This window comes from Rhodoferax sp. (assembly GCF_023701345.1).
GTDB lineage: Bacteria > Pseudomonadota > Gammaproteobacteria > Burkholderiales > Burkholderiaceae_C > Rhodoferax.
Genome location: NZ_JAMPXE010000110.1, coordinates 1 through 11,397 on the forward strand (window position 1 = coordinate 1; position 11,397 = coordinate 11,397).

Consider the following 11,397-nt stretch of genomic DNA (forward strand, 5'->3'; position numbering starts at 1 on the left):
AGCGCGACACCCATGGCGCCGAGCCACTGGGCCACGATGGTGAGGTATTCATCCTGCGAAAACGGGTAAAAGCTCACCCACAGGCCAAAGCGCTCGGACAGCGATATTTTTTCTTCCACGCCCTCACCCGGGTGCACCTCGCCATCGTCCGTGTGGGTGTAGCTGAGGTTTTCCTTCATGTATTCGGGCAGCAGATGGCGCCGGTTGCTGGTGGCATAGATCAGCACATTGGCGGTGGTGGCGGCCACCGAGCCGTCCAGAATCGACTTGAGCGCCTTGTAGCCGGACTCGCCTTCGTCAAAACTCAGGTCGTCGCAAAACACGATGAACTTGTACGGCTGCTCCGACACCAGTTCAACGATGTCGGGCAGGTCGGTCAGATCGGCCTTGTCGACCTCGATCAGGCGCAGGCCCTGGGCGGCAAATTCGTTGAGGCAGGCGCGAATCAGCGACGATTTGCCGGTGCCGCGGGCGCCGGTCAGCAGCACATTGTTGGCGCGCTGGCCCTGGACAAACTGGCGCGTGTTGCGGTGGATTTTTTCTTTTTGCGGCTCGATCTCTTTCAGATCGGTCAAGGCCATGGCGCCGACATGGCGCACCGGCTCCAGCGTGGCCCGGCCCGAACTGCGCTTGCGGTAGCGAAAGGCACTTGATGCCGTCCAGTCGGGCTGGCTAGGCGGCTGCGGCAACACCGCCTCGATGCGGGTGATGAGCTGCTCGGCGCGCTGCAACAAATGCTCAAAACTCGCATTCATGAGCGGTAATCGGCGTTGATGGAGACATAGTCGTGGCTCAGGTCGCAGGTCCACACGGTGTCTGCCGCGTCACCCCGGCCCAAAACCACGCGCACCGTGATCTCGGCCTGCTTCATGACACGCTGGCCGTCTGCCTCGCGGTAGTCGGGATTGCGTCCGCCCTTGACGGCCACCAGCACCTCGTCAAGGTACAAGTCGATGCCGGTCTGGTCCAGGTCGGCAATACCGGCATAACCGACAGCAGCCAGAATGCGGCCCAGGTTGGGGTCGCTGGCGAAAAAGGCCGTCTTGACCAGCGGCGAGTGTGCAATGGCGTAGGCCACCTGGCGGCACTCGGCCTGGGTCCTGCCGCCCTCGACCTGAATGCTGATGAACTTGGTGGCGCCTTCGCCGTCACGCACAATGGCTTGCGCCAGTTGGCGCGCCACGCCCAGCATGGCGGCCTTGAGCGCCTGGCCGGCCGGGCTGTCCAGCGAGGTGATCGGCGCGTGGGCCGCTTGGTTGGTGGCAATCACCACAAAGGAGTCGTTGGTCGAAGTGTCGCCATCCACCGTGACCCGGTTGAACGAGCCCTCGGCCAGTTCCAGCGCCAGTTGCGGCATCAGGCCCGGGCTGACACAGGCATCGGTGGCCATGAAACCCAGCATGGTCGCCATGTTGGGGCGGATCATGCCGGCGCCCTTGCTGATGCCGGTGATGCTGACCCGCGCGCCGTCAATCATCAGCTGCGCACCAAAGGCCTTGGGCACGGTGTCGGTGGTCATGATGGCCTCAGCCGCACGCAGCCAGTGGCCCGGCTGGGCATCATTCAGTGCCGCATCCAGCCCGGCTTCAATGCGCTCGCTGGGCAGGGTTTCCATGATGACGCCGGTCGAAAACGGCAGCACTTGCTGCGCGCTGATGCCCAAGCGGCCCGCCAGCGCGGCGCAACTTTGCTGCGCACGTGCCAAACCATCGGCACCGGTACCGGCATTGGCGTTGCCGGTGTTGATCAGCATGACACGGATGCCCTGGCCTGCGGCCAGATGCTCGCGGCACAACTGCACCGGTGCCGCGCAAAAACGGTTTTGCGTGAACACACCGGCCACCGAGGCGCCTTCGTCGATCAGCACCACGGTCAGGTCCTTGCGATTGGCCTTGCGTATGCCGGCTTCGGTGATGCCGATGCGCACACCGGCGATGGGAAACAGCTCAGCGGGGTTGGGGGCAGACAGATTGACGGCCATGGTGTTCTTTCAGGGGATCAGGCCAGCTTGCCGTGGCAGTGCTTGTATTTTTTGCCGCTGCCGCAGGGGCAGAGCTCGTTGCGGCCGACACGGGGCACTTCCAGCGGCATCGTGGTTTCATCCACCTTGATTTCCACCCCGCCGGTCTCGGTGGGCGCGGTGTAGGTGACGTTGCTGATGCGCTCGGCGCGGTTTTCCAGCTCGACGGCAGCCGCTGCGGCTTCTTCGTTGGACTGGATGCGCACCGTCATGAGGATTTTGGTGACTTCGTTCTTGACGGCATCGAGCATCTGACCGAAGAGCTCGAAGGCCTCGCGCTTGTATTCCTGTTTGGGCTGCTTCTGGGCGTAACCGCGCAGGTGAATGCCCTGGCGCAGGTAGTCGAGCGAACTCAGGTGGTCGCGCCAGTTGCTGTCAATGCTTTGCAGCAGCACCATGCGCTCGAACTGGGTGAAGTTTTCATTGCCCACCAAAGCCACTTTCTCGTCAAACACGGTGTTGGCATGGGTGCGCACGGTGTCCAGAATGTCGTGGTCGGTGATGGCGCTGGCGGCATTCACCTGGTGTTGCAATGGCAGGGTGAGTTGCCATTCATCCGACAGCACGCGCTCCAGCGCCGGCAAATCCCACTGCTCTTCCACCGACTCGGCGGGCACATACTGGCGCACCAAGTCTTCAAAGCAGCCCTCGCGCAGCGACTGGATTTGCGCCGACAGGTCGGTCGCGTCCAGAATTTCGTTGCGCTGCTGGTAGATCACCTTGCGCTGGTCATTGGCAACGTCGTCGTATTCGAGCAATTGCTTGCGCATGTCGAAGTTGCGCGCCTCCACCTTGCGCTGGGCGCTCTCAATGCTGCGCGTCACCATGCCCGCTTCAATGGCCTCACCCTCGGGCATCTTGAGCTTGTCCATGATGGCCTTGACGCGCTCACCGGCAAAAATGCGCATCAGCGAGTCGTCCAGGCTCAGGTAAAAGCGCGACGAACCCGGGTCGCCCTGGCGGCCCGAGCGGCCGCGCAACTGGTTGTCGATGCGGCGCGACTCATGGCGCTCGGTGGCAATGATGCGCAAGCCACCCAGCGCTGTTACCTGGGCGTGGTCCTTGGCCCACTGGGCGTTCAATGCCTCAATTTGCTGCTGCTTCTGCGCGGCATCGAGTGTTTCGTCGGCCTCGATCGCCTCGATGAGCTTGCTGATGTTGCCGCCCAGCACGATGTCGGTGCCACGACCAGCCATGTTGGTGGCAATGGTGATCATCTTGGGGCGGCCGGCCTGCGCCACGATGTCGGCTTCGCGGGCGTGCTGCTTGGCGTTGAGCACCTGGTGCGGCAGCTTGGCTTTTTCCAGCAGATCGGCAATCAGCTCGGAATTCTCGATCGAGGTGGTGCCCACCAGCACCGGCTGGCCGCGTTCGTAACATTCACGGATGTCCTGGATCGCGGCGTCGTATTTTTCCTTGGTGGTCTTGTAGACCCGGTCGAGCTGGTCGTCGCGGCGACTCGGCTTGTTGGGCGGCATCACCACCGTTTCCAGGCCGTAAATCTCCTGGAATTCATAGGCCTCGGTGTCAGCGGTGCCGGTCATGCCGGCCAGCTTGCCGTAGAGCCTGAAGTAGTTCTGGAAGGTGATCGACGCCATGGTCTGGTTTTCCGGCTGGATCGCCACGCCTTCCTTGGCCTCCACCGCCTGGTGCAGGCCCTCGCTCCAGCGCCGGCCGCTCATCAGGCGTCCGGTGAACTCGTCCACAATCACCACTTCGCCGGCCTGCACCACGTAATGCTGGTCGCGCAGATACAGGTGGTTGGCACGAAGCGCAGCATACAGATGGTGCATCAGCGTGATGTTGGCCGGGTCGTACAGGCTGGCGCCCTCAGAAATCAGCCCCATCTCGAACAAGATGCGCTCGGCGTTTTCATGGCCGCGCTCGGTCAGAAACACCTGGCGGGTTTTTTCGTCGATGGTGAAGTCGCCCACCTTGGTGATGCCCTCGCCGGTATGCGGATCGGCCTCGCCCTCCTGCTGCTCCAGCTGCGGCACGATGCGGTTGATGGCCACATACAAATCGGTCTGGTCTTCGGCCTGGCCGCTGATGATGAGCGGCGTGCGCGCCTCGTCGATCAAAATGGAGTCCACCTCGTCCACGATGGCGTAGTTCAGGCCACGCTGCACCCGGTCGGCGGCTTCATAGACCATGTTGTCGCGCAGGTAGTCAAAGCCGTATTCGTTGTTGGTGCCGTAGGTGATGTCGGAACGGTAGGCGGCCTGCTTTTCTTCGCGCGGCATGTTGGGCAGGTTGATGCCCACCGACAGGCCCAAAAAGTTGTACAGCTTGCCCATCCACTGGGCATCGCGGTTGGCCAGATAGTCGTTGACCGTGACCACGTGCACACCCTTGCCGGTCAGGGCATTCAGGTAAACGGGCAAGGTGGCGGTCAGGGTTTTGCCTTCACCGGTGCCCATTTCCGAGATTTTGCCGTTGTGCAGCGACATGCCGCCGAGCAACTGCACATCGAAGGGGCGCATTTTCATGACCCGCTTGGAGCCCTCGCGCACCACGGCAAAGGCCTCGGGCAACAGCGCATCGAGCGTTTCACCCTTGGCCAGCCGGTCCTTGAAGGCTTCGGTCTGGGCGCGCAGGTCGGCGTCGGAGAGTTTCTCAAGGCCGGCTTCCAGGGCGTTGATCTTGGCCACGGTGTGGCGGTATTTTTTGATTAGGCGGTCGTTGCGACTGCCGAAAATTTTGGTGAGAAACGTGATGGCCATGAATACGGGCGAGCAGCCTGACCCTCAGGGTCAAACATGCGGCGCAATCCTTTTTTACGATCTGACTTGAATGGGGGAACAGCGCAGCGAAAGTCAAATGTCGCCAAACACTGTCCTACTGCCCCAATTTTACCCGCGCCGCGAGCAGACTCGCCAGCCGCGTGACGGCCGAGCCAACGGGCGGACAGACACCAGGCCAATGCCTGCCGGTCAATTTGACCTGTCAGGCATCCGTGATAATCGTCCGCATCCGCCATCACACCTGAAAATGAACCGACGCCAGCCCTCAGTGACCCTGCTGCAAGCCAGTCAAAACCATGCCAGCCTGGCAAAACTGATGGAACTGAACCGCGCCTCCAAGGCACGCCTTGACGCCATCAGCGCGCTGATTCCGGAAACACTCCGAGCCAACGTGACCGCAGGCCCCTTAAGCGAAGGGGTTTGGTGCCTGTTGCTCAGCAACACCACCACCGCCGCCAAACTGCGCCAGCTGGTTCCCGCTTTTGAGGCGCATCTGCGGGTGCACGACCTGGAGGTCAAAAGCATCCGGCTCAAAGTGAGTGGTGCCGGTGGCTCAGGGCGGTACTGACGGCAAATGTCAAGTACCCATGAACCTAAAGCAAGGCGCCGCGCGCTGCGATCGGCCAGATCGCCTCGACACGGTCGCCGCGGATACACACCAGTTCATCGTACAGGTTGACCGTGGGGTCGCAATGCCCCGGCACCAGCATCAGCACGTCTCCCAGGGCCAAAAGCGAATCCGCCGGTGTCTCCAGTACGCCATGGTCGTCGGAGGCCCTCACGTAGCTGAGTTCCGGACGCTGCCAGACCGTGGGCATGCCTGAATCGACACTGGAGGCCTTCAGGCCCGCATCGAGTACCGCTTGCGTTGGCTGCGTGCGACTGAGCACGGCGCTGCGAACAAACAGCGCGTGCTCGAAGCGCACGTCCTGGGCCGCAAGCTGGTTGTCGCCATAGTCGCGATCCATGAAGATATAGGAGCCCGCCTGGATCTCGTTGAAGACACCGGAGTCGCGCTCGAGCAGGAAGGTGCCGGTGCCCGCGCCGGTGATGCGTTCGACCTGCAGGCCGTCGGCCTCGATCAGCGACCGGCTGAGCCGGGCGGCCTGCGAGGCCTGCGCAATCGCCTGCTCCCGCTCCAGCGGCGTGCGTTTGTGCTGGGCCGCACCCTGGTAGCACTGCAGCCCGGCGAAGCGCAACGGCGCCTGGTCGGCAATCAGGTGCGCCAGCCGTGCCGCGGCCGCGCCGGGCGTGACGCCACAGCGCCGTCCGCCCACATCCACCTCCACATAGACATCGATAGCCACGCCCTGACTGCGCGCCACCTCGGCCAGCGCCAGCACCTGCAGCGGGTCATCCACCAGCACACCCATGCGCGCGCGCCGGGCCAGCTCGGCCAGATGCAGCAGCTTGGTGGTGCCCACCAACTGATTGGTCAGCAGCACGTCATCAATGCCGGCATCGACAAACACCGCGGCTTCACTGACCTTCTGGCAGCACACGCCAACCGCACCCAGCGCGATCTGGCGGCGCGCGATCTCAGGGCATTTGTGGCTTTTGGCATGGGCGCGCAATCGCACCGGATAGCCCTTGAGCGCAGCCGCCATGCGCTGCAGATTGCGCTCGAAGGCATCGAGGTCGAGCACCAGCGCGGGCGTGTCGATGGCGCTGACGGAGTCGCCGGGGCGGGCGGCTTTCCAGGGCAGCATCAGACGCAGCGCCCGCCGTCCACCTCAATGCACACGCCGCTGATGAAGGCCGCTTCATCACTGGCCAGATACAGCGCGGCATTGGCAACATCGAGCGCGGTGGAAAAGCGCCCGAGCGGAATCGTGGCGCGGAATTTGGCCATGCGTTCGTCGGTCAGCGGGCCGCCGGCAAACTCGGCGGAAAGGCCGGTCTCGGGGTTGAACACCGGGTTGATGCAGTTGACGCGGATATTGTCCGGACCAAGCTCGGCCGCCAGCGACTTGGAGGTGGTGATCACCGCGCCTTTGGAGCCGTTGTACCAGGTCAGCCCGGGGCGCGGGCGCACCCCCGCCGTGGACGCGATGTTGATGAAGCAGCCGCCGCCCTGCGCGCGAAACACCGGCGTGGCATGGACGGTGGCCAGATAAACGCTCTTGACGTTGACGGCATAACACTTGTCGAACTCGTCTTCGGGAACCTCCAGCGCCGGCCGGTTCCGGTGTGTCCAGCCGGCGTTGTTGACCATCACGTCGAGCCGACCATAACGCTGCACGGCGGCATCGACCAGGGCTTTGACCTGAGCCGAGTTCGTCACATCGGCCGCCACAAAAGAGGCCGTGCCGCCCGCGTCAACGATTTCCTTCACCACGCTTTCGCCTAAAGTGGCGTCGATGTCATTGACGATCACTTTCGCCCCTTCGGCGGCCAGCCGCAGCGCAATGCCTTTGCCGATGCCTTGACCGGCACCGGTGACGATGATGGATTTGTCGTGGACTCGCATGGTTTTTCCTTTTTTGATTTAGTTCAGAAGTGGGGTCGTAGAAGCCTGGGCGGCAGAGTGTTCTGCGCAGGTAAAAGGAGGAGTCCGCAGGGCGGGGGACACGCAGCAGAACGCTCTGCCGCCCAGGCTCTTAGCCATGTTTGATGGCCACCGTCTTGAGGGTGGTGAAGCCCTGCAAGGCTTCAAAGCCTTTTTCACGGCCATAACCTGAAGACTTGACACCGCCAAACGGCAGCTCGACACCGCCGCCGGCACCATAGTTGTTGATGAAGACCTGGCCGCTGCGGATGCGCCGGGCCATGCGGAACTGACGCGCGCCGTTTGCAGTCCAGACCCCCGCCACCAGCCCGAACTGCGTGGCGTTGGCCAGTTCCACGGCGTGGTCCTCGTCGCGGAAGGACATGGCGCACAACACCGGGCCAAAGACTTCTTCCTGCGCCAGCCGGTGCTGCACCGGCACGTCACGCAGCAAGGTCGGCGCCTGGTAAAAACCGGACTCGGGCGCTTCATCGACGACGCTGCCCTGCGCCACCATGCTGATGTTGTCGGCCTGGGCGTCGCTTAAAAAGTCCCAGACCCGTTGTTGCTGGCTCTGGCGGATCAGCGGCCCCAGGTCCAGGTCCATGCTGGCCGGGCCGGCACGCAAGTTTTCAAACATCGCGCCCAGGCGCTCCAGCAGCGGCTCGTAAATGGCCTGGTCCACCAGCAGGCGCGAGCCGGCCGAACAGGTCTGCCCGGCGTTTTGCACGATGGCGTTGACAATGGCAGGCAAGGCCGCGTCCAGGTCAGCATCGGCAAACACGATTTGCGGGCTCTTGCCGCCGAGCTCCAGTGTCACCGGGCAGTGCCGCTGCGCCGCCACTTGCTGGATCAACGTGCCCACCGAGGGGCTGCCGGTAAAGCTGATGTGATCGATGCCGGGGTGACGCGCCAGCGCGTCACCCACCTCGTGGCCGTAGCCCGTGACGATGTTGAGCGCACCGGCCGGAAAGCCCACCTCGGTGGCCATTTGCGCCACCCGTATCAAGGACAGACAGGCATCCTCGGCCGGCTTGACAACACAGGCATTGCCCGCTGCCAGCGCGCCGCCAACGCTGCGGCCAAAAATCTGCATCGGATAATTCCACGGGATGACGTGCCCGGTGACGCCGTGCGGCTCGCGCCAGGTCAACACGCTGTAGCCGTCCAGGTAGGGAATGGTGTCGCCATGCAGCTTGTCACAGGCGCCGGCATAGAACTCGAAGTAGCGCGCCAGCGCCACCGCGTCGGCGCGCGCCTGGCGCGTGGGTTTGCCGCAGTCACGCTGCTCCAGGGCGGTCAACTCGTCGACGCCCTGGGCCACGCGCGCGGACAGCCGCATCAGCAGGCGGCCGCGTTCAACCGCCGGGGTTTTGCACCAGACCGTGTCATAACACTGCCGCGCGGCGCGCACGGCGTCGTCAATGTCGTTCGCGTTGCTGCGCTGGATCTGCTCAAAAACCTGGCCGTCGGAAGGATCGACCACGGCGATCGTCTGACCGGAAGAAGAGACCTGGGAGGCATTGCCAATAAAGTTGAGCTGCATGGACTTGTCTCGGTTCAGATGAGGGATGGTTTGCCGGGTTCAGCTTTTGTTTTGCGCTGCGGGTGTGCCGTTGAGCGTGTTCAGGCTGTTGATCAAATGCGGAATAAACTGCGGTGTGTAGCCCTGGTTGCTGGCCACCGTGTAGGTGTTGTGCACCGCATCACCCAGGTAAGACACGGCTTTGGCCTCGCCGGTCATGCGGGCGTAGTAGCGCATGTCCTTGTGCGCGTTGCCGATCGAGAAGCGGAACATCTGGTCGTTGCCCTCCAGCACATAGGGACGCAGGCGCTGAAATGCCGTGCTGTTGGCGCCGCCGGAATCAATCACGTCACACAGCACGGCCAGATTGACACCGGTCTTGCTGGCGCACGAAAACGCCTCGGCCAGAATGGCGGCGTTGCCCAGCACCACAAACTGGTGCAACAGCTTGGTGGTGTGCCCGGCGCCGACCGCCCCGCAATAAAAAATGTTCTTCGCGAACGACTCAAACACCAGACGAACCCGCTCCAGCACGGCCGGGTCGCCGCCCACCAGCAGGTTGAGCTGGCCTTCCTCGGCATGTTTGGGCGTGCCGGTCAGGGCCGCGTCCAAAAAAAACGCGCCTTTGGCCGCAACAGCGGCCGCCAGATGGCGCGTAGAGTCCGGCTGCGAGGTGGAGCAGTCCACCACCACGCAGCCCGGCTTGATGCCTTCCAGCACGCCGTGCCGGCCCAACACCACTTCCTCGACTTCGGGCGAGCCGGTCACACAAATGATCAGGACATCGGCCATGGCCGCTACGTCGGCAGACGTCGCCAGACTGCGCGCGCCCGCTGCCAGCAAGTCTGCGCAGCGCGCCGCGCCCTCTTCCGAGCGCACCAGCAGCCCTGCGCCATAGCCCTTGGCCAGCACGTGCCCGGCCATGCCGCGGCCCATCATGCCCAGGCCGATGAAACCGATGTTGAGGGGGCTGGAAGCATCTGTCATGTTTTTCTCTTGTGGGTGAGGTGTGTGGTGAAGCGATGGTCGTCAGGTCACAAATAAGGTTTGAGCCAGCCCAGTCCGGCCGAGGTGCCGCCCGGCTGCGTGTTGGCGGGACGGTACTCGCAACCGATCCAGCCGCTGTAACCGAGTTCATCGAGCAGGGCAAACAGATAGCTGTGGTTGATCTCGCCCAGATCGGGCTCATGGCGTTGCGGCACCCCGGCAATTTGCACATGGCCGACCTTGCCGGTGGCCAGGTACTTGCGGATCTTCATGGCCAGGTCGCCCTCGACAATCTGGCAGTGGTACAGGTCCATCTGCACCTTGAGGTTGGGTTCGCCGACGTCGGCCAGCACGGCATGTGCCACATCCTGGCGGTTCAGGTAAAAGCCCGGGATGTCGCGCGTGTTGATGGGCTCGATCAGCACATCGACACCCTGTTTGGCAGCCGCCTGCGCCGCCCAGCGCAGGTTGCCGATGTAGGTGGGATACAGCGCGTCATGCGTGGCGCCAGTTGGCAACAAGCCGGCCATGACGTGAACGCGCGGGCACTTCAGCGTGGCCGCGTATTCCAGCGCGGTGACCATGCCGGCGCGAAACTCGTCCTCGCGTCCCGGCAGGCAGGCCAGGCCGCGCTCACCGGCATCCCAGTTGCCGGGTGGGGCGTTGAACAGCACCTGCTGCAGGCTATGGGCCTTGAGGCGCGACGCAATATCCTCCTTGGCAAAGGCATAGGGAAACAAATACTCCACGGCCTTGAAACCGTCTTTGGCGGCGGCATCAAAACGGTCCAGAAACGCGTGTTCCTGGTAGAGCATGGACAGGTTGGCAGCAAATTTTGGCATGGGGTTCACCATCGGGCGCCGAAGCTTTGGCGCAGTTCGTTGATTTGTAAATCGGACAGCGGCTCGGGCGCGTTGGCGCTCAGGCACATCAGCCGGGCGGTTTCTTCAAGTTCTTCCAGCGTGGCCATGGCGGCCGCGGGCGTGTCGTGCCAGACATTGGGCCCCAGCCGCGCCAGCATGACCGCCCGGATCGGCGTGCCAGCCTCGCCATAGCGGGTGATGTTGTCTGCAACCAGCTGTGCCGCAGCGGGGTCGCCGGGGCGGTGGTAATCGATGACGGGCACATGGCCCACCTTCATCACAAAGTAGGGCGTGAGGGCCGGCAACAACTCGGCTGGCGCGGTAGCCTGGGAACGCAGCGTGAGCGCCACACAGTGGCTGCTGTGGGTGTGGATGACACAGCGCGTCTGGCCGTCAAAGGCGCGGGTCGCCCGGTAAATCTGGCGGTGCAACGCGATGGTCTTGCTGGCCTTGTCGCCGCTGATCTGCTGCGCTTGATCATCCAGCCGCGCCAGCCGGGCGGGTTCGAGGTAACCCAAACAGGCATCGGTCGGCGTGATCAAAAAGCCTCCGCCTTCCGCGTCATCCAGGCGCACGCTGATGTTGCCGGCGGTGGCATGCACATAGCCGCGCTCGAACAGGCTGCGGCCCACGCGGCAGATTTCTTCGCGGGCTTGTTGCTCGTTCATGGCTTGTGCTGCGCCAGGAGTTTGGGCGGCAAAGCGTTCTGCGCAGGTAAAAGGAGGAGCCCGCAGGGCGGGGGACACGCAGCAGAACGCTTTGCCGCCCAA

At 63.4% G+C, this 11,397-nt stretch carries 10 protein-coding genes; 1 reads left to right on the forward strand and 9 read right to left on the reverse strand.

Annotation, left to right across the window (positions count from 1 at the left end; all coding sequences use genetic code 11):
• From NDI87_RS13535 to secA, 3 genes are all read right to left on the reverse strand, one after another.
• The coding region (locus NDI87_RS13535) for an ATP-binding protein (protein ID WP_296275880.1) at nucleotides 1-755 on the reverse strand (755 nt) is incomplete at its 3' end.
• Complete coding sequence (gene argJ / locus NDI87_RS13540; protein WP_296275881.1) at nucleotides 752-1,981, reverse strand: bifunctional glutamate N-acetyltransferase/amino-acid acetyltransferase ArgJ; 1,230 nt, start codon at nucleotides 1,979-1,981, stop codon at nucleotides 752-754. The genes NDI87_RS13535 and argJ, both read right to left, overlap by 4 nt.
• Before the next feature lie 17 nt (nucleotides 1,982-1,998).
• Nucleotides 1,999-4,743: a preprotein translocase subunit SecA gene (secA, locus tag NDI87_RS13545; protein ID WP_296275883.1), complete on the reverse strand. Its 2,745-nt coding sequence runs from the start codon at nucleotides 4,741-4,743 to the stop codon at nucleotides 1,999-2,001.
• Nucleotides 4,744-5,011: 268 nt separating this feature from the next.
• Between secA and NDI87_RS13550 the strand changes: the two genes are divergently transcribed.
• The gene (locus NDI87_RS13550) at nucleotides 5,012-5,332 is read left to right on the forward strand and encodes a hypothetical protein (RefSeq protein ID WP_296275887.1); all 321 of its coding nucleotides are present in this window, start codon (nucleotides 5,012-5,014) and stop codon (nucleotides 5,330-5,332) included.
• Between the two features lie 25 nt (nucleotides 5,333-5,357).
• Here NDI87_RS13550 and NDI87_RS13555 read toward each other — a convergent pair whose 3' ends face one another.
• The 6 genes from NDI87_RS13555 to NDI87_RS13580 form a co-directional block, all read right to left on the reverse strand.
• Nucleotides 5,358-6,473 carry a DSD1 family PLP-dependent enzyme gene (locus NDI87_RS13555; protein ID WP_296275889.1) on the reverse strand — a complete coding sequence of 372 codons (1,116 nt, stop codon included), beginning with the start codon at nucleotides 6,471-6,473 and terminating at the stop codon, nucleotides 5,358-5,360.
• Nucleotides 6,473-7,234 (reverse strand): SDR family oxidoreductase, encoded by a 762-nt coding sequence (locus NDI87_RS13560; RefSeq protein ID WP_296275890.1) that lies wholly within the window; start codon nucleotides 7,232-7,234, stop codon nucleotides 6,473-6,475. Before NDI87_RS13560 ends, NDI87_RS13555 begins: the two co-directional genes overlap by 1 nt.
• A 130-nt stretch (nucleotides 7,235-7,364) precedes the next feature.
• Nucleotides 7,365-8,798, reverse strand: a complete 1,434-nt coding sequence (locus NDI87_RS13565) for an aldehyde dehydrogenase family protein (protein ID WP_296275891.1) — start codon at nucleotides 8,796-8,798, stop codon at nucleotides 7,365-7,367.
• A 39-nt stretch (nucleotides 8,799-8,837) separates the two neighbouring features.
• Nucleotides 8,838-9,764, reverse strand: a complete 927-nt coding sequence (locus NDI87_RS13570; RefSeq protein ID WP_296275892.1) for an NAD(P)-dependent oxidoreductase — start codon at nucleotides 9,762-9,764, stop codon at nucleotides 8,838-8,840.
• A gap of 47 nt (nucleotides 9,765-9,811) precedes the next feature.
• Nucleotides 9,812-10,606, reverse strand: coding sequence for a 2-oxo-tetronate isomerase (otnI, locus tag NDI87_RS13575; RefSeq protein WP_296275893.1), 795 nt, complete (start codon nucleotides 10,604-10,606; stop codon nucleotides 9,812-9,814).
• A 5-nt stretch (nucleotides 10,607-10,611) separates the two neighbouring features.
• Complete coding sequence (locus NDI87_RS13580; protein ID WP_296275894.1) at nucleotides 10,612-11,295, reverse strand: aldolase; 684 nt, start codon at nucleotides 11,293-11,295, stop codon at nucleotides 10,612-10,614.
• Nucleotides 11,296-11,397 lie beyond the last annotated feature (102 nt).

Excerpts from the sequence above, each read along its gene's own strand:
- argJ (WP_296275881.1), bottom strand. The coding sequence starts at position 1,981 with ATGGCCGTCAATCTGTCTGCCCCCAACCCCGCTGAGCTGTTTCCCATC.
- secA (WP_296275883.1), bottom strand. The coding sequence starts at position 4,743 with ATGGCCATCACGTTTCTCACCAAAATTTTCGGCAGTCGCAACGACCGC.
- NDI87_RS13550 (WP_296275887.1), top strand. The coding sequence starts at position 5,012 with ATGAACCGACGCCAGCCCTCAGTGACCCTGCTGCAAGCCAGTCAAAAC.
- NDI87_RS13555 (WP_296275889.1), bottom strand. The coding sequence starts at position 6,473 with ATGCTGCCCTGGAAAGCCGCCCGCCCCGGCGACTCCGTCAGCGCCATC.
- NDI87_RS13560 (WP_296275890.1), bottom strand. The coding sequence starts at position 7,234 with ATGCGAGTCCACGACAAATCCATCATCGTCACCGGTGCCGGTCAAGGC.
- NDI87_RS13565 (WP_296275891.1), bottom strand. The coding sequence starts at position 8,798 with ATGCAGCTCAACTTTATTGGCAATGCCTCCCAGGTCTCTTCTTCCGGT.
- NDI87_RS13570 (WP_296275892.1), bottom strand. The coding sequence starts at position 9,764 with ATGACAGATGCTTCCAGCCCCCTCAACATCGGTTTCATCGGCCTGGGC.
- otnI (WP_296275893.1), bottom strand. The coding sequence starts at position 10,606 with ATGCCAAAATTTGCTGCCAACCTGTCCATGCTCTACCAGGAACACGCG.
- NDI87_RS13580 (WP_296275894.1), bottom strand. The coding sequence starts at position 11,295 with ATGAACGAGCAACAAGCCCGCGAAGAAATCTGCCGCGTGGGCCGCAGC.